The sequence below is a fragment of the Streptomyces polyasparticus genome (assembly GCF_014493765.1).
GTDB classification, from domain to species: Bacteria; Actinomycetota; Actinomycetes; order Streptomycetales; family Streptomycetaceae; genus Streptomyces; species Streptomyces polyasparticus.
The window spans coordinates 90,497-114,593 of the sequence record NZ_JACTVJ010000004.1 but is presented as its reverse complement, the minus strand read 5'-3'; the positions used below and the strand labels follow the sequence as shown (position 1 = coordinate 114,593).

The following is a 24,097-nucleotide window of genomic DNA, read 5'->3' as shown; positions in this document are numbered from 1 at the left end:
TCCCTGCACCCCGCCCGCGTTCACCCCTTGAGCGCCGCCTGCATCATCGCCTTCGCGACCGGCGCCGCCAGCTTGTTGCCGCCGACCTCGGAGCGCGCGGCCCCGGAGTCCTCGATGAGCACCGCCACCGCGACCTCCTTGCCGTCGCTGCCCTTGGCGTACGAGGTGAACCAGGCATACGGCGTGCTCTTGTTGTTCTCGCCGTGCTGGGCCGTACCCGTCTTGCCGCCCACGGTGGCGCCGGAGATCTGCGCGTTGGTGCCGGTGCCCTCGTCGACGACCGTCTGCATCGCCGACTGCAGCTGCTCGGCCACCGACGCGCTGACGATCTGCTTGCTGCCCGCGTCGTCGAAGCTCTGCAGGACCGAGCCGTCCGAGTCCGTCACCTGGGACACCATGTGCGGATCCACCAGCTTGCCGCCGTTGGCGATCGCGGCCGAGACCATCGCCATCTGCAGCGGGGTGGCCGTCACGTCGAACTGCCCGATCCCGGACAGGGCCGTCTGCGCCTTGTCCATGTCGGACGGGTACAGGCTCTCCGACGCGCGGACCGGCATGTCCTGCTTCTCGTCGTTGAACCCGAACTTCTCGGCCATCGCCTTGACCTTGTCCTGGCCGAGGTCCACGGCCAGCTTGCCGAAGACGTTGTTGCACGAGTACTGCAGCGCGGTGCGGATGCTCGCGTTCTCGCAGGGCGCCGACGCGTTCTCGTTGACGAGGTCCTTGGTCGAGCCCGGCAGCCGGTACGGATTGGGGCTGTCGGTCTTCGCGTCCACCGACGAGTAGAGCCCGTCCTCCAGGGCCGCCGCCGCGACCACCAGCTTGAACGTGGAGCCGGGCGGCAGCGGCTGCCGGATCGCCCGGTTCACCAGCGGCTTGTCCTCGTCCTCGGTCAGCTTCTTCCAGGCGTCGCCGTCCGTGGACCCGGCGATCTTCGACGGGTCGTACGAAGGCGTCGAGACCATCCCGAGGATCTTGCCGGTCTTCGGGTCGATCGCGACCGCGGCGCCCTTGTTGTCGCCGAGCGCCTCGTACGCGGCCTTCTGCACCGCGGGGTCGATCGTGGTGACCACGTCGCCCGGGTCGGCCCGCTTGTTGGTGACGGTGTCGAGCGGGTTCTTCAGACGGGTGTCGGTGCCGTCGAGGATGTCCTGGTAGATGCCCTCGAGCTGGGTCGCCCCGTACACCTGCGAGCTGAAGCCGGTCACGGCCGCGTACAGCGGGCCGTCCTTGTACGTGCGCTTGTACGCGAGGTCGCTGCCCTTCGTCCGCGTCGATCCGGTGATGTCCTCGCCGCCCACGATGATGCCGCCGAGCGGATACGCGTACTGGTCGATGACACCGCGCCGGTTGTGCTTGTTGTCCGCGAGAGCACGGCCGTCGTAGAACTGCACCCACGTGGCTCTGACCAGCAGGGAGAGCACGAGGAGCAGAGTGAAGACCGAGATACGCCTGATCGTCTTGTTCATCGCACCCGGACAGACGAGCGGGGGCGGGCGAATCGTTCCTGGTAGTTGCCTTTCTCACGAAGTGTTCATGTGCGGGAGAGGGCGTGTCCGGGAGACGGCGGCCTAGCTCCCGACGAATCCCGCCTCGTACGCCGCGATCACCGCCTGTGTCCGGTCGCGTGCGCCCGTCTTCGCCAGGACCGCCGCGACGTGGCTCTTGACCGTGGCGGGCCCGACGCCCAGCTGCCCGGCGATCTCCGCGTTCGTCAGACCGGTCGCCATCCGGCGCAGCACCTCGGCCTCGCGGTCCGTGAGCCGCGCCACCCACGCCGGCCGCGGCCGGTCCCGGTCGCCGTGCGCGGCCGCGAGGGTGCGTACGGCCGCGGGGAACAGGAGCGAGTCGCCGCCCGCCACCGTGCGCACCGCCTGCACCAGCTGGTCGGCGTCCAGGCGCTTGAGCAGGAACCCCGAGGCTCCGGCGCGCAGGGCGTCGTACACGTACGAGTCGTTCTCGAAGGTGGTGACGACGACGATCCGCGGCGGCCGCGGCAGCGAACCGAGGATCTGCTCGGTGGCGCGGATGCCGTCGATCTCGGGCATCCGTACGTCCATGAGCACGACATCGGGAGCCAGGGAGCGCGCGACGGACACGGCCTCGGCTCCGGTCGCCGCCTCGCCCACCACCGTCATGTCCGGTTCGGCGTCGAGGATCACACGCAGGGCGGTGCGCACCATGCGCTCGTCGTCGGCGATGACGACGCGCAGCGGGGAGTCGTTCACCGGGCGCCGTCCGTCATGAGCGGCAGCCGGACCGCGAGCCGCCAGCGGTCGCCGTCGGGGCCGTTGCGGGGCCCGGCGCTCGCGTTGCCGCCGAGCAGCCGGGCCCGGTCCGCGATGCCCCGCAGACCGTGGCCGCCGCCGGGGCGGGTGCGGCCGGAGCCGGTGTCCGAAGGCAGGGGATTCTCCATCACGATCTCCAACTCATCGCCGTACGGGGTGATCCGCAGGTCGACCGGTGTTCCGGGTGCGTGCCGCAGTGCGTTGCCCAGGCCTTCCTGAACGATCCGGTACGCCTCGCGCGACACCAGGCCGGGCAGCGCCGCCGCCTCGATGCCGAGCGTCACGGTGACGGGGGTGCCCGTGGCCCGGGTGCGGTCCAGGAGCCCGGGAAGGTCGTCGGCGAGCGTGGGCGCCGGCGCCTTCGCGGACTCGTCGCCCTCGCGCAACAGGCCGAGCACGGCGTCGAGTTCACCGACCGTGCGCCGCGTGGTGTCCTCGATGGCGGTCAGGGCTTCCCGTACGAAGTCCGGGTCGCGGTCGAGCAGCCGGCGCGCGGCGCTCGCCTGCAGCGTCACGGCGCTCAGCGCATGGCCGACCGAGTCGTGCAGCTCGCGTGCGAGCCGGTTGCGTACGGCGAGTTCGGCGGCGCGCGCCTCGACGGCGGCCAGGCGGTCGGCGGGCGTGGGCCCGAGCAGTACGGGCGCACAGCGGGCGAGCAGCGCGCCCGCTGCCGTGGCGCAGGCCGCGAGGGCGAGCAGCATCGCGAGGCCGGCGAGCGGGCCGAGCGCGTACACCCAGGTCCGCTGGAGCGAGGCGGGCAGCCGCAGCCACTCCCGTACGCCCTCGACCGGCAGCAGCATCACGGCCACCGCGAACGGCGGCAGCGCCAGCATCGCCCCGCTCAGGATCCCGCCCACCCCGACATGCAGCGTGAACCAGGCCGCGGACCGCCGCCGCGCCGCCGGGCCACGGGCCGGTCCTTCGGCGAACTGAGCCCCCTCGACCCCGCACAGCGACCGCGCCATCGCCACGGACAGTGGCCGCATGAGCGGGAACAGACCCGCGACGGCGGCCAGGGGCAGCGCGAGGGCGTACGCCCCGAACTGGACGGCCACCGAACTGCTGGACAAAGTGGGGCCCCCGCCCATGAGCGGCAGCGCCACCAGAGCGGCCACCAGCCAGAACGGCATCAACAGGGCGCCGCCCAGGACCAGATGGACCCAGCGCAGGCGGGCCGTCCGGCCGAGCAGCGCCCCGGTGAGGGCTCGTACCGTCATACGAGGACGGAGGTGGAGCCGGTCGCGGCCGAGCGCGCGCGGAAGAACCGCACCGTGAGGGTCAGGACAAGGAGTCCGGCGATCATCTGCCCAGCGTAGGTCAGCAGCACCAGGCCGGTCGGCCGCTCCGCGATCTCCGTCGCGGTGAGCGAGGCGACCGCGAGCCAGGCGCCCCAGCAGCCGGTCGCACCCGAGCCGACCCAGGCGACGGCCAGCGGCACCGCGACCGGCAGCCGGGGGAACGTCCGGAAGGCGATGACCAGGGCGCCGGCGGCCGCGACCAGGGGGTACAGGGCGTGCAGCACGTCGAGGGCCGCGGTGTCGGCGGCGCGGTCGCGTACGAGGTCCGCGCTCAGGCCCGCCGTGGAGCCGAAGGCCCACATCAGATGGACGGCGGCGGGGAGCAGGGCGACGGCGGTGGCGCTCAGGGCGAGCAGGCGGGAGACGGGGAGGGCGACCTCTCCCACCGTGCCGTGCCACAGGTGACCCCACCGCTGCCGCGCATAGAGCACGAACAGGCCGCCGAGCGCGATCCCTTGGAGGATGAAGCCCCCGTACACCACCCCGAACACCCACTCGTCCAGGAACGGTTCGGACGCGGACGGCTTCTGCACACTCCCGCCGACCGCCTTGACCAGGAGCTGCACCGGGAACCCGGTCATGATCGGCGCGAGCAGCCCGCTCGCCACCCACACCGGCACAAGCAGCAGCCAGGCCCGCACCCGCAGTCCCCACGGCCGGGTGAGCAACAGGGCGAGGACGATCACACAGGCGTCCATCAGGACCGTGACCGTGTTGGCGACCACCATCGTGGTGCGGTGTTCGAGCAGCGAGCTGCCGTCGGGGATGCCGACGTGACTGCCGAGGATCCAGGCGACCTTGAGCGTCAGATACGGGAGGCAGGAGACGATCGCGAGAAGGCGCAGGATCCTGCGGGCGGGCGACAGGGTGGTCGGCCGGGCGAGCGACTGGACGAGCGGTGGTGTGGTCATGCCACCAAGGTCCCGCCCGCACCCGTGTCGCCACGTCCTGCGCACAGACGATCCGCCTCCGCCGCGCGGGGGAGACGGACCGCCTGGGGGTCTCACCCGCCGCAGGAGCGCGCGATCTTCCCGTCCTCGTCGATCTCGACCGGGAACCCGCGGCCGTCGTCGAGCGTCACCGTCCAGCCGTGGGTGAGCGTCGCGGACGAGGGGTTGTCGGCCAGCCAGAACTTCGGGGCGCGGGAGGAGCAGGTGCCGGCGGTCGCTCCTTGGCCGGAGCGGAGCTCGTCGGTCAGGAACTCCTGCGCGAGCTGTGCCCTGCGGGCCTCGCCGCCCCCGGACCCCGCCGCCACGAGTCCGCCGTAGAACCCGGCCATCGCGGGATCACCGCCCTTGCCGTGCCCGGCGACGGGCGTGCAGGTCACGTCCCTCACCCGCCCCGTGGCCGCGTCGAAGTCGAGGCGCGCGGACCGGCCCACCCGCTCGCTGCCCCGGTAGAGCGAGACCTCACCCGACGCGAGCACCCCGTCGGCCCGCTCGCCGCAGGTCACGCCGAGGGAGTCGGTGCCCCAGATCCGCTCGTACGCGGCCCGGTCGGCGAACAGCGCCGCCACGGCGGCCGGATCCACGGCGGCGCGGGTCGCCGGGTTCTGGTGGCGCAGGGCGGCCAGATACAGGCTGTGCAGTGTCTGTGCGGGATCGGTGGACCGGGTCGGTTCGACGTGCGTGGGCGGCTTCGTGGGGCGCTCAGGGACGCTCGGCGCGGTCGATGTCTGCGGTGGCGCGGCGACCCGGCCCGATCCGGTCTGGGCGACGAAGCCGGCCCCGAGGGTCACGGCCGCGACGGCCGCCGCCGTGGCCCATTGCAGCCGCCGCCGGCGCCGCCGCACGGTGGTGACGACCGTGTCCACGTCGTAGGTGTGCGGAGCTTCCTGCCGCGTACGGTCGTGCATGGCCGCGGCCAGCTCTTCCTCCAGGTCGAAGTGGGTCATGCCGCCCCTCCTGAACTCGCGCGCGCCGGCTGGGGATCGATGGTCGAGCGGAGCTTCGCGAGGCCCCGGGCCGCCTGGGACCGGACCGAGCTCGCCGAGATGTCCATCAGGCGGGCGATCTCCGCGTCGCTGAGGTCCTCGAAATACCGCAGCACCAGGACGGTCCGCATGCCGACCGGCAGGGTGCCCAGGACACGCATCAACTCGTCGCGGACATGGAGCCCCTTGTAGGGATCGGTGCCCCCGTACGGCTCGGCGCCGCGGCCGGTGCCGTCGCTCCCGATGCCTTCGTCCAGGGGGATCTCCGCGCGCCCGCGCAGCCTGCGCCAGCGGTCGTTGGCGAGATTCACCAGGATCCGGCGGGCATAGGCCTCCGGAGCGTCGGCGGAGCGCACCCGCCGCCAGTGGCGGCACACCTGTTCCAGCGTGGACTGCACCAGATCGTCGGCCAGATGACGCTCGCCGGTGAGCAGCAGCGCCGTGCGGAACAGCGCCGACGACCGTGCCTGCACGAAGGCCGTGAAGGCCGGCACGTCAGCCGCCCGCATGCGCGGGCCCCGGCTCGTATCTCTTCCCCATGTTCGCCGCCCCCTTACGAAGCCGCCTTGGCTTCCTGCCCTACCTGACGTGCCGAGGGGCCGATCTGCTGCACGCGAAGGACGGGAGTTTGCAGGGGACTTGATGCACTCCGGCCGCAGGGCATCTACGCGAGCTGCAGGACGACCTCGTCGACCTCGGCGTCCCGCGCCGCGGCGAACCCCGAATCGTGCCCCGTCACCTCGAAGCCGCACTTCTCCAGGACCCGGACCGAGCCCGTGTTGTCCGCCGCTGCACGGGCGTGCAGCGGGCGCTCGGGCACCTCGGCGATCAGCAGGCGCAGGGCCGCCGTGGCCACCCCGCGGCCCCAGTACGCGCGGTCGATCCAGTACGTGACCTCGAGTTCGCCCGGCTCGCCGAACACCGCGGCGCTGCCCACCACATCGCCGTCGAGCAGCACCGCACGGACGTGGTACTGCGCACAGATCCGCTCCCAGTGGGCCTGGAACAGATCCCAGTCCGCCGACTTCGGCGAGACGAACGCGGCCGTGCGCATCGACTCCGGATCGTTCATCTGCCGGAAGAACACCGGCAGATCGCTCGGGTGGACCGGGCGCAGGGAGACGTCCTGCGAGGGCTGGGGCAGGTGGTCGAACATCAGAGCCTCCGGGTCGCGAGCGTCAGGCGGTCCCGCGCGTCGAACAGCGCGTCCTTGATCATCTGTTCATGCGCGGGCGTGAGCCGGGCGACCGGCACCGAGCAGCTGATCGCGTCCCGGGCCGGGGTGCGGTAGGGGATCGCGACACCGAAGCAGCGCAGTCCCAGGGTGTTCTCCTCGCGGTCCACCGCGATGCCCTGTTCGCGGATCTGGTGCAGCTCCTCGATCAGCTGCTCGCGGTCCGTGATCGTGTGCTCGGTCAGCGGCGCGAGGGTCTCCGGGAGCATCTTGCGCACCTGCTCGTCGGTGTGGGTGGCGAGCAGCGCCTTGCCGAGCGAGGTGGAGTGCGCGGGCAGCCGGCGTCCCACGCGCGTGAACGGGCGCAGATAGTGCTGGGACTGACGCGTGGCCAGGTACACCACGTTGACGCCGTCGAGGCGTGCCAGGTGGATGGTCTCCGTGGTGTCGTCGGAGAGCCGGTCGAGCGTGGGGCGGGCCGCGGCCACCACCTCGTCGCCGTCGATGTACGACGTGCCCACGAGCAGGGCGCGGACGCCGATGCCGTAGCGCGTCCCCGTGGCGTCCGTCTCGACCCAGCCGAGCTCCACCAGCGTGCGCAGCAGCATGTAGAGACTGGACTTGGGGTACCCGACGGCCTCCTGGACCGCCGCCAGCGAGTGCATACCTGGCCTGCCCGCGAAGTATTCGAGCAATTCCACGGTCCGCACAGCGGACTTGACCTGCGCACCACCGCCGGTGTCGGCTGCAGACATCGCCCTTGACCCCTTCGTTCGCCTACGCATAGCCTCCGAAGCGATTCACATTCGGAGACAGCGTTCAGCATATCGAACAGCCCTGGTGAGCGGCAGGCTTCTGCGCAAAGAAACCCACCGCTCTCGACATCTGGAAGGACCGGCCGTGGCAGCAGCACAAGTCTGGAGCGTCGACCCCCGTACCGGGAAGCCGCGTGAGCAGGTTGCGGTCGAGGCCACAGCTCAGGAGATCGACCGCGTCGTGCGCGCGGCCCATTCCGTACGGGAGACGCTGGCCGACCGCACCGTACGCGCGGCGTTCCTGCGCACCGCCGCCGATCTGCTCGACGAGGCCGCCGCCCATGTCGTCGAGGCCGCCGACGCCGAGACCGCGCTCGGCCCCGGCCGTCTCAACGGCGAGCTCGCCCGCACCAGTTTCCAGCTGCGCTCCTTCGCCGGCCTCGTCGACGAGGGCGCGTTCCTGGACATCGTCATCAACCACGCCGACGACACCCGCACCCCGCCGTGGCCGGACCTGCGCCGCTACAAGGTGCCGCTGGGCGTCGTCGCCGTCTACGCCGCCTCCAACTTCCCGCTCGCCTTCTCCGTCCCCGGCGGCGACACCGCGAGCGCGCTCGCCGCGGGCTGCCCCGTGGTCGTCAAGGCGCACCCGGACCACCCGGCCACCTCCGAGATCTGCGCCTCGGTGCTGCGCCGCGCGGCCGCACAGTGCGGACTGCCGGAGGACGTCGTGCAGGTGGTGCACGGCTTCGAGGCCGGCGTCGAGCTCATCAAGCACCCGCTGATCTCCGCGGCCGGCTTCACCGGTTCGATCCGCGGCGGCCGCGCCCTCTTCGACGCGGCGGCTGCCCGGCCGCACCCGATCCCGTTCCACGGCGAGCTCGGCTCGCTCAACCCGGTGGTCGTCACCGAGGCCGCCGCCATCGAGCGCGGTGAGCAGCTCGGCGCGGGGCTCGCGGGCTCGATGACCATGGGCGTCGGCCAGTTCTGCACCAAGCCGGGCTTCGTGCTCGTGCCGGCCGGCGCGAACGGCGACACCCTCCTCAAGGAGCTGACGCACGGCGTCAGCGAGGTCGACGCCGGGGTGCTGCTCGACCACCGGATGCGCGACGCGTTCATCGCGGGCGTCGCCGAGCGCGCCGCCTTGGAGGGCGTCGAGGCACCGGTCACGCCGGGTGCGGGCGGTGAGCACAGCGTCGGCGCGGGCTTCCTGACCGTGGACGCCGCACGCCTGGTCGAGCCGGGTGCGCACGACATCCTCCTGGAGGAGTGCTTCGGCCCGGTCACCGTCGTCGCCCGCTACGACGACGAGGCCGAGATCTCCGCCGTACTGTCGCGCCTGCCCGGCAACCTGACCGCGACCCTGCACCTGTCCGACGCGGAGACCGAGGACCCCGAGGGCCGTGGCGCCGCGCTGCTCGCCGAGCTCACCGCGCTCGCCGGACGCGTCCTCGTCGGCGGCTGGCCCACCGGTGTCGCCGTCGCCCCGGCCCAGCAGCACGGCGGCCCCTACCCGGCCACCACCTCCACCTCGACCTCCGTGGGCGGCTCGGCCATCGAGCGCTGGCTGCGCCCGGTGGCGTACCAGACCACGCCCGAGGCCCTGCTCCCGCCGGAGCTGCGCGACGCCAACCCCCTTGGTCTGCCGCGCCAGGTGGACGGGCGGCGCGAGGGCGGTGTACCGGCCTGATGGTCAGGGTCGGTTGAAGGTGGAGTGGGTCCCGATGCGGCGCCACACGACGTGCGGCTCACCGTCCGTGACGGACGGGCCGTAGTGGAACGTGGCACGTCCGTCCGGGGCCCACGACATCTCCCAGACGTCGTCGTATCCCTGCATCTTCTTGACGCGCAGGCCGCGACGGAAGCCGGTGCCCGCCCGTAGATCGGCGACGAACTGGGCAATGGCCACCAGGAACGCGACCTTCTGCTCGGCCGTCAGGCCCTTCCAGTCGCGCAGGAAGTGGCGGAGCGTCTCATACGTCGGCACGCTTCTCGATCTCCCCCAGATCGAGGCCGGCGTCGTCGGCCAGCGAGCGCAGCAGGGCGGAACCGTCCTCGTGGACCTCTCCCCGTTCGCTCTCGGACAGCGACTCCTCCACCTCGCGCTCCTTCGCCTGCCACTCCGGCGACCAGAACCACGCCTGGTCGTCCGGCACGACAGAGGCCGGCGTCAGGATGATGCGGCCGTCTTCGACAGCGACGACCAGCTGATCGCCCTCACGGAGGTCGAGCTGATCCCTTATGTCCTGCGGGATGGTGATGACGCCCTTCTTGCGCAAGGGCGTCGCTACGAGGTGCGGCCTACGGCGGCGCTTCACGGCAGTCATGCCGACAGTCTACCTGGCAGAAAGTCTGCCTAACCGTCGACGCGGGCGCTGCGCAGCAACGCCGTCGCCGTGGCCGTCGCCGCGAGGAACGCCGCCGCGATCAGGACGCTCGCGTGCAGGCCCGGCACGAACGTGCCCGAGATCAGCACCCCGAACCCGGCCACGCTCAGCGCACCCGCCACCTGGCGGGCGGAGTTGAGCACGCCCGCCGCGAGGCCCGCACGCTCGGCCGGTACCGCGTCCAGGATCGCGGCCGTCAGGGGCGGCACGGTCAGTGCGGAGCCGATGGCCAGCGGCATCATGATCAGCGACAGGAACGCCGTCGAGCTGTCCTCGCCCACGAACAGCAGCAGCAACAGGCCCAGCACCGCGAGCGGCTGGCCGATCAGCATCGGCAGCCGGGGCCCGTAGCGCCCCGCGAGCTTGCCCGCGACGATGTTGGACGCCGCGATCAGCGCCGTCATCGGCAGGAACATCAGCCCCGCGGTCAGCGCCGAACGCCCCTGCACCTGCTGGAAGAAGAGGCTGAAGACGAACACGATCCCGTAGAACGCGACACTCACCGCCGCGCCCGTCGCCACCATCACGGCGACCGTGCGGTCGCGGAACAGTCCGAGCGGCACGACCGGATGCTCCTGCCGCCGCTCGACCCGCACGAACACCACCGCGGCGAGCACGGCCACCACCGCGGCGGCCACCCCGACCGTGCCGCGCTCGATCAGCGCGAAGGCCACCGCGGTCAGCGCCACCGTCGCGCTGATCTGCCCGGGCAGATCGAGCGGCGTACGGCGGCGCTCGAAGCGCGGCGCGCGCAGCAGCAGGGCGAGTGCGAGCAGCCCGAACGGCACGTTGATGAAGAAGATCCCGCGCCAGTCCCAGGCCGTGGTCAGGGCGCCGCCCGCCACCGGCCCGAACGCGGTGGCCGCCGAACCGCCCGCCGCCCAGGCCGCGACAGCACGGGCCCGCCGTACCGGATCGGGGAAGGCCCGCCGTACCAGCGCGAGCGAGGCCGGAAGCACGATCGCGGCGCCGATGCCCTGCAGCACCCGCGCGCCGGTCAGGGTCGCGAGGTCCGGGGCCAGACCGCAGGCCACGGACGCCGCCGTGAACAGTGCGACACCGATCCCGTACGCCTTCGTCGCCCCGATCCGGTCCGCGAACGCGCCGGTCGAGAGCATCAGGGCGGCGAGCGCCAGGGTGTACGAGTCCACCACCCACTGCAGCCCGGTCATGCCGGCGCCCAGCGAGTCGGCCATCGACGGCAGGGCCACATTGACCACGGACACGTCGAGGGTGATCAGGAAGAAGCCGAGCAGGGCGGCGAGCAGAGTGAGCGCGGGGGAGTGGGCGCGCTCCGGGCTTGCTGCGGTGGGCAGTTGGGCCCCGGTCCGGGCCTTGTGGTCTGCGGTCTGAAGAGCCATGCCTCTACCTTGGCGATCTCCCACGGCGTACAGTAGTGGCCTGATTGCCATGCATCCGGAGGTTCTGGCCATGACGCTCTCCCGGACCGGCCGGCGGCCGCACCGCATCGTCGTGATCGCGCCCTCACCTGTGTCGATGTTCAATCTGGCGATCCCCGAGATGCTCTTCGAGAAGGTCGAGATCGACGGCCTTCCCGGATACGAGGTGGTGGTCTGCACACCGGAGCCGGGACCGATCACCACCACCGGCGGCCTCACCCTGGAGGTGCCGCGCGGCCTGGAGGCCCTGGACGGCGCGGACACCGTCCTGATCGCAGGGACCGGCCACCGCTATCTGCCCGATCCCCGTACGGTCGAGGCGGTCCGCGAGGTCGCGGCCGCAGGGCTCAGGGTCGCGTCGATCTGCAGCGGCGCCTTCGTTCTCGCCGAGGCCGGACTGCTCGAAGGCCGCTCGGCCACCACGTACTGGCAGCTCACCCAGGAGCTGCGGGAGCGCTATCCCGCGCTCGACGTGCAGGGCGATGTGCTCTACGTACAGGACGGCCAGGTCATGACCTCCTCCGGCTACGCGGCCGGGATCGACCTGTGCCTGCACATGATCCGTACCGACTACGGGGCGGCCGCGGCCAACACCGTCGCCCGTCTCGCGCTCGTGGCCCCGGTGCGGCCGGGCGGCCAGACCCAGTTCACGCAGACCCCGTTGCCGCCCGAGCGCGGCACCGCCTGCGCGGACACCCGCGGCTGGGCGATGCGGCGGCTCGACCAGCCGCTGACCCTGACCGATCTGGCCCGGCACGCGGGCGTCAGCGTGCGCACGCTCACCCGGCGCTTCCACGCCGAGTCGGGGGTCAGTCCGCTCCAGTGGCTGCTGCACCAGCGCATCGAGCGCGCGAAGGAGCTCCTGGAGACGACCGCGCTGCCCATGGACCAGGTGGCCCGCGCCTGCGGCCTGGGCACGGCGGACTCCCTGCGCCAGCACGTCGTACGGCGGACGGGCCTGACGCCGAGCGCGTACCGGGCCCAGTTCAGCCGGCTCGGGGCGGCGTGACCCACGTCGCCGCGGCCCGGGAATGAACCCATCCGGTTCAACGTTCACCTAACCACCTGAGCAGTCCCTGACCTGGAGAAACAGCATGCGCGTGGAGATTTGGTCGGATATCGCTTGTCCCTGGTGCTACATCGGGAAGAAGCGCTTCGAGGACGGTCTGGCCGCCTTCGCGCACCGCGACGACGTCGAGATCGTGCACCGTTCCTTCGAGCTCGACCCCAACCGGGCCAAGGGCGAGACCACCCCGGTGATCGACATGATCGCGAAGAAGTACGGCCGCAGCCTCGACGAGGCCCGCGCCATGGAGGAGCACGTGGCCTCCAACGCGCATGCCGAGGGCCTCGCCTACCGCACCGACGGCCGCCTCTACGGCAACACCTTCGACATCCACCGCCTCCTGCACCTCGCGAAGGCCCGCGGCAGGCAGGACGAGCTGCTCGCACTCGCCTACCGCGCCAACTTCTCCGAGGAGCGCTCCGTCTACGACCCCGAGGTGCTCGTGACGCTCGCCGTCGAGGCAGGACTCGACGAGACCGAGGCGCGCGAGGTGCTCGCCGACGAGAACGCCTACGCCGACGACGTCCGCGCCGACGAGCGCGAGGCCGCCGAACTGGGCGCCACCGGCGTGCCGTTCTTCGTCCTCGACCGCAAGTACGGGGTCTCCGGCGGCCAGCCCGCCGAGGTGTTCACGCAGGCGCTGCAGCAGGCCTGGGGCGAGCGCTCCCCGCTCAAGGTCATCGACCAGGGCGAGGCGGAGGCGTGCGGCCCGGACGGATGCGCGGTGCCGCAGGCCTGAGTCCGGTGAGCGATACGGGGCGCCGCGCACAGCAGTTGCGCGGCGCCCCGTACCTGTCTCCGGCGACGTATGCGCAGTTCAGACGGCACGTATAAGCAGCGCTAAGACGGACCGTGCACATCTGCGCAATGGACGGGGAGTTGGCCGCGTACGAGCATGGCAGTCATGGACACCATGGAACGCCTGGGAGGCGACGCCTTCGCGCCGCAGTCGACATATCTCAACACGGCGAGCACGGGACTGATCCCGGCCGCGGGGGTTGCCGCGATGCACGAAGGCGTCCTTGCCACCGCGGCCGGGCGCCCGCTCGACCACTTCCGCGATGTGGAGGCCGCGCGGGCCGCGTTCGCGCGGCTCGCCGGCGTCCCCGCGCGGCAGGTCGCCACCGGCGCCTCCGTCGCGGTCTACGCCGGGCTGATCGCGGCCTCGCTGCCCGAGGGAGCCGAAGTCCTCGTCGCCGAGGACGACTTCAGCTCCCTCGTGAACCCCTTCCACGGCCGCCCCGGCCTCAAGGTGCGCACGGTCGCCCTGGAGGACCTGGCGGACAGCGTCCGGCCGGGCACGGATCTGGTGGCGTTCAGCCATGTCCAGTCCGCCGACGGTCGGATCGCCGCCGTCGACGCGATCCGGGCGGCCGCGGACGCGCACGACGCCCGTATCCTCGTCGACGCCTCGCAGTCCGCCGGCTGGCTGCCGCTGCCGCGCGCCGACTTCCTCGTGGCCGTCGGCTTCAAGTGGCTGATGGGCCCGCGCGGGATCGCCTACCTCGTCGTGCCCGAGGACCTCGGCGGCCTGACCCCGCTGCTCGCCGGCTGGGTGGCGGGCGAGAAGCCCTGGGACAGCTGCTACGGCCCGGTCACCGAACTCGCCCACTCCGCAAGGCGGTTCGACATCAGCCCGAGCCTCTACTCGTACGCGGGATCCCTGGCCGGCCTCGAACTGATCGAGGACCTCGGCATCCCCGCGATCCAGGCCCACAACGCCGCACTCGCCGACCGCTTCTGCGCGGGCCTGGCCGCGCTCGGCCAGGCGCCGGTCGTGGCGCCAGGGTCTGCCATCGTCTCCGTGCCGGGCCTCGGCGCCCGCCAGCCGCAGCTCAGCGCCGCCGGCGTCGAACTCTCCGACCGCGCGGGCAACTTGAGGGCCTCCTTCCACCTCTACAACTCCCACGAGGACGTCGACCGGCTTCTGGAGGGCCTCGCCTAGACGTTCCCCGCCGCACCCTGGCGCCAGGCCCGCAAGGGCGCTACGAAGGCGGGGAGGAGGCGGTGCCGGTGGAGACCGAACAGGCGCCGACCGACGCCGAGTTGCACCGGCGTCTGGTGTACGGGGACGAGTCCGCCCTCGCCGCGGCGTACGACGCCTACGGCGGACTCGTCAGACGGATCGCCCTGCGTGTGACGCATGCGCCGGGCGCCGCCGACGACGTGGCCCAGGAGGTGTTCGCGCATCTGTGGTCCCGTCCGTACACCTACGATCCCCAGCGCGGCACCCTGCGCACCTGGCTGTCGATGCTGGCCCACCGCCGCTCCGTCGACTGGGTGCGGGCCGAGGAACGGCACCGCAAGGCCGCCCACACCGACGAGGCGGCGCTGCACGCGATCCCCGCGCCGGGCCCCGGGCCCGACGAGGCGGTCGTCGACATGGAGCGGGCGCTGCTGCTGCACTCCGCGCTCGCCGAACTCCCGCTGCCGCAGCGCCAGGCCGTGCATCTGGCGTATTTCGCCGGGCACAGCTACCGCCAGGTGGCCGCCGAGCTCGGCATCCCCGAAGGCACCGCGAAGACCCGGCTGCGCACCGCGCTGCGCCGGCTCGCCGCGAGTCTCGCCGAACCGCCGGATCCGGCAGTGGAGCGGGGTGCGTGATGCGCCGGGCAGGGGAGTGGGGTGCGTGAGATGGGCCGGGAAAGAGAAGGGCACATGATGGGTTCGGACCACGAAGGCGTACGGGACCTCCTCGGCGCATGGGCTCTCGGGGCGGTGCCGCCCGCCGACGAACCACGCCTGCTCGGCCATCTCGCCGAGTGCGAATGGTGCGCCGACGAGGCGGAGCGGCTGCGCGACACCGTACGGCTGCTCGACGGCGGTGACGCCGCGCTCGCCTACGAGCGCATCGACCGCGCGGCCACCGGTGAGACGGCCGTGCACGAGGACGGCGGTCAGGAGGTACGGGGACGCCTGCTCGCCTCCGTACTGGCGAGGCGTCCCGCCGCACCGAGCGTGGCCGGCCACGCCGCGCCGTATGCCGCGGCGGTGGCCGGACTCCAGGCGCTCCTGCGGGAGTTGGGGGACAGGGGCCCGTGGAGCACCCCGGTCGTGCACGACTGGGACGTGCACGCCACGGTCGCGCATCTCCTCGCCGCGGACGAATCCCTGGCCCTGCGGCTCGGCCACCGTGCGCGCACACCGCTCGGCGAACAGCCCCAGGACGTGTCCTGGCGCACCATCTGGGCGAACCGCACGGACGAGGTGATCGCGTACGAGCGGGCGCACAGCCCCGCGCAGACCGTGGCGTCCTGGCGGGAGCAGTCCGCCGCGCTGCTCGCGGATCCGCACGCCACCGACACCGAACTCGCCGCGCAGGCGACGACCTTGCTCGGGGTCCGGCTGCCGATCGCCGACCACTATGTGGTGCGCGGCTTCGAGACCTGGATCCACACGGACGACATCGGCCGCGCGCTGGGCCGCCCGGTGCCCGTCCCGCCCGATCCGCTCCTGTGGCGGATGGTCCGGCTCGGCGTGCGCATCCTCGACCTCGCGCTCGCCGAGGACTCCGTACCCGTCCTGCTCACGGTGGCCGGACACGGCTCCGAGGGGGAGTGGGTGCTCGGCGGCGAGCACGATCCGGTGGCGGCCGAACTCGTCCTCGACCCCGTCGGCTTCTGCCTGCTCCTGGCCGGCCGCTACGACCCGGCCGAGGTCCCGCGCGGCCTCGCCGGAGACGGCCGGGCGGCACGCTCCGTACTGGAACGTGCCGCCCGGATCGCCTGGCTGTGAGCCCTGCTGGACCTGTGAGCCCTGCTTGAGCTTCGAGCCCTACCTCACCGGCGTGAAGTCCCGCGCCCCGATGAACTCCGGCCGCCGGATCGGAGCCGCGAAGGGCTCCTCCGCCGCGTTGTCCACGCTGTTGAACACGATGAAGACGTTCGAGCGCGGGTACGGCGTGATGTTGTCGCCCGAGCCGTGCATCGCGTTGCAGTCGAACCACGTCGCCGAGCCGGCCTTGCCCGTGAAGAGACGGATCCCGTGCCGGTCCGCCATCCGCGTCAGCGCCTCGTCGGACGGCGTGCCCGCGTCCTGCATCTGCAGCGACTTCTTGTAGTTGTCCTTCGGCGTCTCACCGGCGCACCCCAGGAACAGCTTGTGCGAGCCCGGCATGATCATGAGCCCGCCGTTGGTGTCGTAGTTCTCGGTCAGCGCGATCGAGACCGACACGGTCCGCATGTTCGGCAGACCGTCCTCCGCGTGCCAGGTCTCGAAGTCCGAGTGCCAGTAGAACCCGCTGGCACCGAAGCCCGGCTTCACGTTGATCCGCGACTGGTGGACGTACACGTCCGAGCCGAGGATCTGCCGCGCCCGCCCGACCACGCGCTCGTCCCGCACCAGGCGCGCGAACACCTCGCTGATCTTGTGCACCTCGAAGACCGAGCGGATCGACCCCGACTTCGGCTCGACGATCGAGCGCTCGTCGGCGCGCATCGCCGGATCGGCGATCAGACGCTCCAACTCACCCGCGTACAGGCCCACTTCCTCCGGCGTGATCAGCTGCTCGATCGTGTGGAACCCGTCCCGCTCGAACTCCCCGAGCTCCGACGGCGCCATCGGCCCCGGCGCCCCCGGCGCGGACCACACGACGGGGTCCTTCCGCTCGGTGATCACCTCGGTCGCGGCGCGAGTCGGATACAGGTCGGTGCGTTCGGGTGCGGTGGTCATGGTGGTGCCTTCCTCTCCTTACGTACGGTCCTGGGGTGCCAGGTTGTGTCAGACCGGGTCGGGCTCCGTGAGCAGCGGGTAGACCCCGTTCTCGTCGTGGTCCTCGCGGCCGGTGACCGGCGGGTTGAAGACGCACAGGCAGCGGAAGTCCTTCTTGATCCGCATGGTGTGCCTCTCGTGCCCGTCGAGCAGGTACATCACGCCCGGCGTGATGGTGTGCTTCTCGCCGGTCTCGTCATTGGTCAGCTCGGCCTCGCCCTCGACGCAGACGACGGCCTCGATGTGGTTCGCGTACCACATGGACGTGGTCGTACCGGCGTACAGCACGGTCTCGTGCAGGGAGAAGCCCACGCGCTCCTTGGCGAGCACGATGCGCTTGGACTCCCAGGTTCCGGACGCGGCCTTCACGTGCCGGTCGGTGCCTTCGATCTCCTGGAACGAGCGGACGATCACGGTGAGTTGCTTCCTTCTCTGTTGCGTGTACGGGTGGTCTGCTGGGCCCGGATCAGGCCTTCGGGCCGTCGGTCAGACCGTCTCGCGGATCGCGCGGGCCAGGATGCGCAGGCCCTCGTCCAGCTCCTCCGGGGAGATGGTGAGCGCCGGGAGCAGCTTGACGACCTCGCTCTCCGGACCCGAGGTCTCCACCAGGAGGCCCAGGTCGAACGCGCGGCGGGCGATCTTCGTTGCGTGCTCCGGGTCGGTCATCTCCAGGCCCCACACCAGGCCGCGGCCGCGGTACTCCCGCGTGGCCTCGGGGTGTTCGGCGCGGATCGCGACCATGGCCTGCTCGATCTGCTCGCCGCGGGCGATGGTCTGCTTCTCCATCTGGCCGTCGGCCCAGTACGCGTTGAGCGCGGCGGCGGCGGTGACGAAGGCCGGGTTGTTGCCGCGGAAGGTGCCGTTGTGCTCGCCCGGCTCCCACACGTCGAGCTCCGGCTTGAACAGGCAGAGCGACATGGGAAGTCCGTAACCGCTGATGGACTTCGAGACCGTGACGATGTCCGGCACGATGCCGGCCTCCTCGAAGGAGAAGAAGCCGCCGGTGCGGCCGCAGCCCATCTGGATGTCGTCGACGATCAGGAGCATGTCCCAGCGCTTGCAGACATCGGCGAGCTTGCGCAGCCACTCGGTGCGCGCGACGTTGATGCCGCCCTCGCCCTGCACGGTCTCGACGATCACCGCGGCGGGCTGGTTCAGGCCCGAGCCGGAGTCCTCCAGGAGCCGCTCGAACCAGATGAAGTCGGGGGTACGCCCGTCGAGGTAGTTGTCGAACGGCATCGGGGTGCCGTGCACCAGCGGGATGCCGGCGCCGGCCCGCTTGAAGGCGTTGCCGGTCACGGCCAGCGAGCCGAGCGACATGCCGTGGAAGGCGTTCGTGAACGACACGATCGACTCACGGCCCTTGACCTTGCGGGCCAGCTTCAGCGCGGACTCCACCGCGTTGGTGCCCGTCGGGCCCGGGAACATGACCTTGTACGGCAGATCGCGCGGCCGCAGGATCGTCTCCTGGAAGGTCTCCAGGAAGGCGCGCTTGGCCGAGGTCGACATGTCGAGGCCGTGGACGACGCCGTCGCGCTCCAGGTAGTCGATCAGGGCGCGTTTGAGCACCGGGTTGTTGTGCCCGTAGTTGAGTGACCCGGCTCCCGCGAAGAAGTCGAGGTACTCATGGCCGTCCTCGTCGTACATCTTGCTGCCCTGGGCGCGGTCGAAGACGGTGGGCCAGCCACGGCAGTAGCTGCGCACCTCCGACTCGAGGGTCTCGAACACGCTGAGGTCGGGCTGGGTGATGGTCACAGGGACTCCTTGGTCGTCAGCGTCGTCAGGGGGCTGATGCGGTAGAGCACTTCTGGGTCGTGGGCGCTGCCGTCGGGGAACTCCTCGGCGCTGAACAGCACTTCGCGTTCGACCCCGGCGCCATGGCGCTCGGCGAACGAGGTGAACAGGCGCTCGGAGGCGGTGTTCCCGGGCGTGATCGTGGTTTCGACGGAGGTCACGTCGTATACGTCGACGACGCGGCGCACGAGACCGTCGAGCAGCGTCGCGGCGAGCCCGCGCCCGCGGTGGGCCGCGTCCACGGCCACCTGCCACACCAGCAGGGTGCGGGGGCGTTCGGGCCGTATGTACGCGGTGATGAAGCCGATCGGTTCCCCCTGCTCGTCCCGCGCCACCACCGACGTGCCGGAGAAGTCACGGCACCAGAGCAGATAGCTGTACGACGAGTTCAGATCGAGCGTCTTCGAGTCACGGGCGATACGCCACAGTGCTGCCCCGTCCTTCACGCCGGGGCTGTCGAGCCGGAGTTTTTGAATAGGCACAGCCTGTGCAGTGGTCATGCGGATTGAATTTACCGACCGGAAATCAAAATCGCATGGGCCTGAGGGGTTACATCAGACGGCGTCATCTGTTATCCCGCGCGGGCGAGCCTTCAGTGAAATGCCCGAGTTTGTGCGGCAAATAAGGCGCAAATCGGCCGGCGTGTGGGGTCCGTCACAGGCTCGAAGTGTTCGCAAAATCTTCGCGTTTAGGCCCCGGGAAAGCGGGCAGAAGCAAAACGGGAAGCTGCACGTAAATGCGCTTCCCGTTTTAACGAATTCTTATTGAATTAGAGGTGCATGAAAAGGGTTGATGCTGCCGGATTTCAGGAACCGGACACCTTGCGGAGCGCATCACCGAGCGCGGCCAGCGCGCGCTCCACTACGTCGGCGCGGGCGTCGGGGCCGTAGTGGTTGACGCGGATCATCTCCTGCGCGAGCGCGCCGCCGCCGGCCGCGACCGGCAGGGAAGGGTCGGCGGCCAGCGCCGCGGCGACGACGGCGGAGGCGTCGACGCCCTCGGGCGTCCGCAGAGTGGTGGCCACCGGAGCGGCGTCCTTCTCGTCGTGCACATACGGCGCGAGCCCCGCGGCGGCGGCACCCTCGCGCGTGGCACGGGCGGCTTCGGCGTGCCGGGCCATCAGGGCGTCGAGACCCTCGTCCTCGATCCGGTCCACGCACGCACCGAGCGCCAGCATCTCCAGCTGCGCGGGCGCGTGCAGCAGGGCCTTGCGGCCGCCGTCGACCCAGCGCTCCTTCCAGTCGAGCAGCGAGAGGTACGAGCGGCGCGGTGCGCGCGGGTTGTCCGCGAACCGCTTCCAGGCCCGCTCGCTCACCGACACCGCGGACACGCCCGCGGGACCGCCCATGGCCTTCTGCGCACCGATGACGCACAGGTCCACGCCCCACGCGTCGGGCAGCAGCGGCTCGGCGCCCACCGACGCGACCGCGTCCAGGTAGAAGAGCGCGCCGTGCTCGCGTACGACCGCGCCGATCTCCTCGACCGGGTTGGTGTTGCCGGTCGCGGCCTCCGCGTGCACGAGCGAGACGAAGTCGATGTCGGGACGCGCGGCCAGGGCCTCGCGGATCTGCCCGGCGGTCACGGCCGTGTGGAAGGGGACCGCGAGGTCGATCACCTCGGCGCCGCAGTCGCGCAGCCAGTTGCCGAAGGTCTGTCCGTACGGGCCCGTGATCACGTTCAGGGCCACGGTGCCGGGCTGTGCGGCCGAGCGGATGCAGGCCTCCAGGGGCAGCAGCGCCTCGCCCTGCATGATCACCACGTCCTGCTCGGTGCGCAGCAGCCGCGCCACCTTGTCCTCGACCGCGGCGAACTCGGCGGCGCTCATCGGGGGCAGATCGAGGAAGGGGTGCGGTTCGCGCGTCATGGTCGTGCTCTCTTCGGTCCGGCGCAGTAGGTGGCGCATGCACGGGCATGCGTGTCCGAGCGTACCGAGTGCCCTCTACGCTGCCGTACATGAGCGATCAGTCGACGGTGCTGCGGGTCAAGGGGCGGGTGCTCGTCGGGCCCCAGGACGTACGGGACGAGCTGTGGGTGGTCGGCGGGCGGATCTCGTACGAGGCGCCGGCCGGGGCGCGGGACGTGACGACCGTCGAGGGCTGGGCGCTGCCCGGTCTGGTCGACGCGCACTGCCACGTCGGACTCGACGCGCACGGGCCCGTGCCGGACGAGGTGGCCGAGAAGCAGGCGCTCACCGACCGGGACGCGGGAACCCTGCTCATCCGCGACGCCGGCTCGCCCTCCGACACCCGCTGGATCGACGACCGCGCGGACCTGCCGAAGATCATCAGGGCCGGGCGGCACATCGCCCGCACCCGCCGCTACATCCGTAACTTCGCGCACGAGATCGAGCCGGAACAGCTCGTGGAGTACGTCGCCCAGGAGGCGCGGCGCGGCGACGGCTGGGTCAAGCTCGTCGGCGACTGGCTCGACCGCTCCTCGGGCGACCTCGGCGCCTGCTGGCCCGCTGCCGCGGTCCGCGACGCGATCGCCGAGGCGCACCGGCTCGGCGCGCGGGTCACCGCGCACTGCTTCGCCGAGGACTCCCTGGTGGACCTCGTCGAGGCGGGCATCGACTGCATCGAGCACGCGACCGGCCTGACCGAGGAGACCATCCCACTGTTCGCCGAGCGGGGTGTGGCCATCGTGCCGACGCTCGTGAACATCGCGACGTTCCCGCGCCTCGCCGAGCAGGGGGACGCCAAGTTCCCCATCTGGGCGGACCACATGCGGCGCCTGTACGAGCGCCGCTACGACACGGTGCGCTCCGCGTACGACGCGGGCGTCCCCGTGTTCGTCGGCACCGACGCGGGCGGGGCGCTCGCGCACGGTCTGGCGGGTGCGGAGGTCGGCGAGCTCGTGACCGCGGGCATCCCCGCGGTCGAGGCCGTGTCGGCGGCGACCTGGCGGGCGCGCGAGTGGCTCGGCAGGCCCGGCCTGGAGGAGGGCGCCCCCGCGGACCTGGTGGTCTACGAGGCGGATCCGCGGGCGGACGTACGGGTGTTGGGGGCGCCGCGCAGGGTGGTGGTGAATGGGGTGGTGGTGGGCTGAGGGTGTGGCGACGGGCCGGCGGGTCGTCGGTTCAGGTGGTGCCGTCGGGCCGGCCGCTCGTGGGTTCAGGTGGTGGCGACGGGTCGGCCGGTCGTGGGCTGAGCGGGTGCCGTCGCGTGGTGCGGGTCAGCTCGCGGCGGTGAACGCGCCCGCCGACAGGAGCGGCACCGTGCGAGAGACGTCGCGCTCGACCGCGACGTCCACGTCCTGCGGGAACCCGTACGCGACGAGCTCACGCCCCGAAGCCCCGGCGCGCACCGCCGCCTCGACGTCCTGCGTACCGTCGAAGACGGCCCGCGCGCCCGCCGCCTCCGGCGACAGCTCGCCCGGCGCACCGAGCGCCGCGATCACCGCCCCCGCGCCGAGCAGGTCCTCGATGGCCGGCCGCAGCGCACCGTCCGGCCATTGCTCACCGGAGGCGATCACACCCACGGGGCGCGCGGACGTGCCGTATCCCGCGCCGGTCAGCCAACTGCCCACCGCCGAGGCGTTCCTGAGGCACGCGGCCACCACCGCCACCCCGTCCGGCGCGGCGGCCGCGATGGTCGAGCCGTTCGGCGAGGGCAGCACCAGCCGGGGCGGCAGCTCCGCACCGCGCAGGCTCGCGGGCGAGAGCGACCAGGGGTGTGCGGCGCTCACCGCGCGCCGCCCCACCGCGAGCGCCGCGCCCTGCTCCTTCGCGTACGCGGCCGCCGAGTCGTCGCGCCAGGGGTACGGCAGTACCTGCGCACCGGCCGCGACCGCGACATCGACCGACGTCGTGAACGACAGCACATCGACCACCACCAGACAGGCCACCGAGGAGCCGAGCTGCCGGGCCCCCGCGGGACCCCACTCGAACCGCACCCCGTGACCGCCCTGCCCCGCCCATGTCTCACTTGTCGCGACCATGACGCCGATCATGCCTCAGGTTGACGCACCGTAACCAACGGCAGAGCACGGTCGTTTGCTTGAATCGGCGTGCGCCGGGGCGTCAACCAGCGCATTCGCTCGCGTTCGGACGATGTCGGTGACGCGGGTGACGTACGAGTCGCTATATGCCCCAGAAATCGAATGCAAGGCCGGAAACCCCCCATTGGGGTGAACTCGCGCCGCGCTGCTGCCAGTTCACTCTCCGTGCGTAAAGATTCTCGGCGTCGAGGTCGTCGGCGCGGCGCATGTCCCGGAAGTACCGCGTGCGTTCGGCGGCTCCATGTCTCCCTGGGGGTTCCACCATCTTGAACAGCAACACCATTGGCATGCCCGCACGCAGAATCGCCGCGACGGCCGCGGCGACGCTCCTGGCCACCGGTCCCGTGGTCCTCGCGAGCGCCCTTCCCGCCCACGCCACGGGCGACGAGGGCAAGTCGAGTGCGGCTGTGCTCCGTACGCAGCTGGATGTCGGGCTGCTCAACAAGACCGTGCAGGTCCCGCTGAAGGCGACGCTGAACGAGGTGCAGGCGCCCAAGTCGGCGGAGAAGACCGCGCTCACCGTGACCCTGGACGGTGTCGAGCAGGGGCAGCCGATCAGCCTGCTGCGCGCGGACGTCGCCACGGCGAAGGCCACCACGGACCAGCACAAGGCGGAAGCCTCCTCGAACCTCGCCCACGCGAAGATCCACGTCCCTGGCCTGCCCCTGCTCTCTCTCATCGAGGTCGAGCAGGTCACGTCGAAGGCGGTCTGCGAGGCGGGCAAGCAGCCGGTCGCCGAGTCCAATCTGCTCGGCTCGGTGAAGGTGCTCGGCAAGAAGGTCACGCTCTCCGCGGGCGGTGTGACCCGGGTCGCCGTGCCCGGTGTCGGCGAGGTGAGCCTGACCCTGTCGAAGACCCACACCACGTCGAAGACGGCCGCGGCGGCCGCGCTCGAACTCAAGGTCTCCGTCAACCCGTTGAAGCTCAACGTGGCCGAGGTCGAGGGCGTCGTCGCGCTGGCCGAGGCGACCTGCGAGTCGCCCGTCGGCGCCCCGAAGCCCGCCGAGTCCCAGCCGGCGAAGCCCGCGGACAAGATCACGGACGAAGGCGTACGCGCCCAGTCGGCCGGTGAGCAGCAGCAGGACCTGGCCGCGACGGGCGGCAGCTCCGCCACGCCGTTCATCGCCGGCGGCGCGGTCCTCCTGCTCGGCCTGGGCGGCGGCGCACTGGTCCTGGCCCGCGCCCGCAGCCGCGGCTGAGCCTCAGACCGGCCGGGGCGGTCGCCGATCTGCCCCGGTCCGGCCCGCAGCCACGCCCGTCCCCCAGCCGGGCCGCGGCTGCGGGCCTCCTACG

The 24,097-nt window shown here is 71.6% G+C and carries 25 protein-coding genes; 8 read left to right on the top strand and 17 right to left on the bottom strand.

Going from position 1 to position 24,097, the window contains the following annotated elements:
• Nucleotides 1-20: 20 nt before the first annotated feature.
• The 8 genes from H9Y04_RS04830 to H9Y04_RS04795 all read right to left on the bottom strand — a co-directional run bounded on the left by H9Y04_RS04830 (nt 21) and on the right by H9Y04_RS04795 (nt 7,448).
• Nucleotides 21-1,469 carry a peptidoglycan D,D-transpeptidase FtsI family protein gene (locus tag H9Y04_RS04830; protein WP_187812404.1) on the bottom strand — a complete coding sequence of 483 codons (1,449 nt, stop codon included), beginning with the start codon at nt 1,467-1,469 and terminating at the stop codon, nt 21-23.
• A gap of 102 nt (nt 1,470-1,571) precedes the next feature.
• Nucleotides 1,572-2,228, bottom strand: coding sequence for a response regulator transcription factor (locus H9Y04_RS04825; protein WP_187812403.1), 657 nt, complete (start codon nt 2,226-2,228; stop codon nt 1,572-1,574).
• Nucleotides 2,225-3,505, bottom strand: coding sequence for a sensor histidine kinase (locus H9Y04_RS04820; RefSeq protein WP_187812402.1), 1,281 nt, complete (start codon nt 3,503-3,505; stop codon nt 2,225-2,227). Before H9Y04_RS04820 ends, H9Y04_RS04825 begins: the two co-directional genes overlap by 4 nt.
• Nucleotides 3,502-4,497, bottom strand: a complete 996-nt coding sequence (locus H9Y04_RS04815; RefSeq protein ID WP_187812401.1) for a hypothetical protein — start codon at nt 4,495-4,497, stop codon at nt 3,502-3,504. The genes H9Y04_RS04820 and H9Y04_RS04815 overlap by 4 nt, the downstream gene beginning before the upstream one ends.
• A 92-nt stretch (nt 4,498-4,589) precedes the next feature.
• The gene (locus H9Y04_RS04810) at nt 4,590-5,480 is read right to left on the bottom strand and encodes a hypothetical protein (protein ID WP_187812400.1); all 891 of its coding nucleotides are present in this window, start codon (nt 5,478-5,480) and stop codon (nt 4,590-4,592) included.
• Nucleotides 5,477-6,028 (bottom strand): SigE family RNA polymerase sigma factor, encoded by a 552-nt coding sequence (locus H9Y04_RS04805; protein WP_187812399.1) that lies wholly within the window; start codon nt 6,026-6,028, stop codon nt 5,477-5,479. Before H9Y04_RS04805 ends, H9Y04_RS04810 begins: the two co-directional genes overlap by 4 nt.
• Nucleotides 6,029-6,183: 155 nt before the next feature.
• Entirely contained in the window at nt 6,184-6,675 is a 492-nt protein-coding gene (locus tag H9Y04_RS04800; RefSeq protein WP_187812398.1) for a GNAT family N-acetyltransferase, read from the bottom strand.
• Nucleotides 6,675-7,448 carry an IclR family transcriptional regulator gene (locus H9Y04_RS04795; RefSeq protein ID WP_187812397.1) on the bottom strand — a complete coding sequence of 258 codons (774 nt, stop codon included), beginning with the start codon at nt 7,446-7,448 and terminating at the stop codon, nt 6,675-6,677. Before H9Y04_RS04795 ends, H9Y04_RS04800 begins: the two co-directional genes overlap by 1 nt.
• Before the next feature lie 145 nt (nt 7,449-7,593).
• On the opposite strand from H9Y04_RS04795, the gene H9Y04_RS04790 reads away from it, so the two are divergent.
• On the top strand, nt 7,594-9,138 hold the full coding sequence (locus H9Y04_RS04790; RefSeq protein WP_187812396.1) for an aldehyde dehydrogenase (NADP(+)): 1,545 nt from the start codon (nt 7,594-7,596) through the stop codon (nt 9,136-9,138).
• Nucleotides 9,139-9,141: 3 nt separating this feature from the next.
• Here the strand turns inward: H9Y04_RS04790 and H9Y04_RS04785 are convergent, their stop codons facing one another.
• Genes H9Y04_RS04785 through H9Y04_RS04775 form a run of 3 tightly spaced genes read right to left on the bottom strand, consistent with a single transcriptional unit; the run spans nt 9,142 to nt 11,196 of the window.
• Nucleotides 9,142-9,435, bottom strand: coding sequence for a hypothetical protein (locus H9Y04_RS04785; RefSeq protein WP_187812395.1), 294 nt, complete (start codon nt 9,433-9,435; stop codon nt 9,142-9,144).
• Nucleotides 9,422-9,775 (bottom strand): AbrB/MazE/SpoVT family DNA-binding domain-containing protein, encoded by a 354-nt coding sequence (locus H9Y04_RS04780; RefSeq protein WP_187812394.1) that lies wholly within the window; start codon nt 9,773-9,775, stop codon nt 9,422-9,424. The genes H9Y04_RS04785 and H9Y04_RS04780 overlap by 14 nt, the downstream gene beginning before the upstream one ends.
• A 29-nt stretch (nt 9,776-9,804) precedes the next feature.
• Complete coding sequence (locus H9Y04_RS04775) at nt 9,805-11,196, bottom strand: MFS transporter (protein WP_236070594.1); 1,392 nt, start codon at nt 11,194-11,196, stop codon at nt 9,805-9,807.
• 70 nt (nt 11,197-11,266) lie between these two features.
• Here H9Y04_RS04775 and H9Y04_RS04770 point away from each other — a divergent pair, with 70 nt between their 5' ends.
• The 5 genes from H9Y04_RS04770 to H9Y04_RS04750 all read left to right on the top strand — a co-directional run bounded on the left by H9Y04_RS04770 (nt 11,267) and on the right by H9Y04_RS04750 (nt 16,036).
• Nucleotides 11,267-12,244, top strand: a complete 978-nt coding sequence (locus tag H9Y04_RS04770) for a GlxA family transcriptional regulator (protein WP_236070593.1) — start codon at nt 11,267-11,269, stop codon at nt 12,242-12,244.
• A gap of 85 nt (nt 12,245-12,329) precedes the next feature.
• Nucleotides 12,330-13,040: a DsbA family oxidoreductase gene (locus tag H9Y04_RS04765; RefSeq protein ID WP_187812391.1), complete on the top strand. Its 711-nt coding sequence runs from the start codon at nt 12,330-12,332 to the stop codon at nt 13,038-13,040.
• Nucleotides 13,041-13,205: 165 nt separating this feature from the next.
• Nucleotides 13,206-14,246, top strand: a complete 1,041-nt coding sequence (locus tag H9Y04_RS04760) for an aminotransferase class V-fold PLP-dependent enzyme (RefSeq protein ID WP_187812390.1) — start codon at nt 13,206-13,208, stop codon at nt 14,244-14,246.
• A 62-nt stretch (nt 14,247-14,308) separates the two neighbouring features.
• On the top strand, nt 14,309-14,905 hold the full coding sequence (locus H9Y04_RS04755) for a sigma-70 family RNA polymerase sigma factor (protein ID WP_187812389.1): 597 nt from the start codon (nt 14,309-14,311) through the stop codon (nt 14,903-14,905).
• Between the two features lie 54 nt (nt 14,906-14,959).
• Nucleotides 14,960-16,036, top strand: coding sequence for a maleylpyruvate isomerase family mycothiol-dependent enzyme (locus tag H9Y04_RS04750; protein WP_306660111.1), 1,077 nt, complete (start codon nt 14,960-14,962; stop codon nt 16,034-16,036).
• Between the two features lie 39 nt (nt 16,037-16,075).
• On the opposite strand, the gene thpD is transcribed toward H9Y04_RS04750, so the two are convergent.
• The 5 genes from thpD to H9Y04_RS04725 all read right to left on the bottom strand — a co-directional run bounded on the left by thpD (nt 16,076) and on the right by H9Y04_RS04725 (nt 20,669).
• Complete coding sequence (gene thpD, locus H9Y04_RS04745; RefSeq protein ID WP_187812388.1) at nt 16,076-16,972, bottom strand: ectoine hydroxylase; 897 nt, start codon at nt 16,970-16,972, stop codon at nt 16,076-16,078.
• 48 nt (nt 16,973-17,020) lie between these two features.
• On the bottom strand, nt 17,021-17,425 hold the full coding sequence (locus tag H9Y04_RS04740; RefSeq protein ID WP_187812387.1) for an ectoine synthase: 405 nt from the start codon (nt 17,423-17,425) through the stop codon (nt 17,021-17,023).
• A 72-nt stretch (nt 17,426-17,497) separates the two neighbouring features.
• Nucleotides 17,498-18,766: a diaminobutyrate--2-oxoglutarate transaminase gene (gene ectB / locus H9Y04_RS04735; RefSeq protein WP_187812386.1), complete on the bottom strand. Its 1,269-nt coding sequence runs from the start codon at nt 18,764-18,766 to the stop codon at nt 17,498-17,500.
• The gene (gene ectA, locus H9Y04_RS04730; RefSeq protein WP_187812385.1) at nt 18,763-19,305 is read right to left on the bottom strand and encodes a diaminobutyrate acetyltransferase; all 543 of its coding nucleotides are present in this window, start codon (nt 19,303-19,305) and stop codon (nt 18,763-18,765) included. The genes ectB and ectA overlap by 4 nt, the downstream gene beginning before the upstream one ends.
• A gap of 305 nt (nt 19,306-19,610) precedes the next feature.
• Complete coding sequence (locus H9Y04_RS04725) at nt 19,611-20,669, bottom strand: pyridoxal-phosphate-dependent aminotransferase family protein (RefSeq protein ID WP_187812384.1); 1,059 nt, start codon at nt 20,667-20,669, stop codon at nt 19,611-19,613.
• 89 nt (nt 20,670-20,758) lie between these two features.
• Between H9Y04_RS04725 and H9Y04_RS04720 the strand changes: the two genes are divergently transcribed.
• Nucleotides 20,759-21,853 (top strand): amidohydrolase family protein, encoded by a 1,095-nt coding sequence (locus H9Y04_RS04720; RefSeq protein ID WP_187812383.1) that lies wholly within the window; start codon nt 20,759-20,761, stop codon nt 21,851-21,853.
• Between the two features lie 126 nt (nt 21,854-21,979).
• On the opposite strand, the gene H9Y04_RS04715 is transcribed toward H9Y04_RS04720, so the two are convergent.
• Nucleotides 21,980-22,744 (bottom strand): 2-phosphosulfolactate phosphatase, encoded by a 765-nt coding sequence (locus H9Y04_RS04715; RefSeq protein WP_187812382.1) that lies wholly within the window; start codon nt 22,742-22,744, stop codon nt 21,980-21,982.
• 326 nt (nt 22,745-23,070) lie between these two features.
• On the opposite strand from H9Y04_RS04715, the gene H9Y04_RS04710 reads away from it, so the two are divergent.
• Entirely contained in the window at nt 23,071-24,003 is a 933-nt protein-coding gene (locus H9Y04_RS04710; protein WP_438818073.1) for an SCO1860 family LAETG-anchored protein, read from the top strand.
• Nucleotides 24,004-24,097 lie beyond the last annotated feature (94 nt).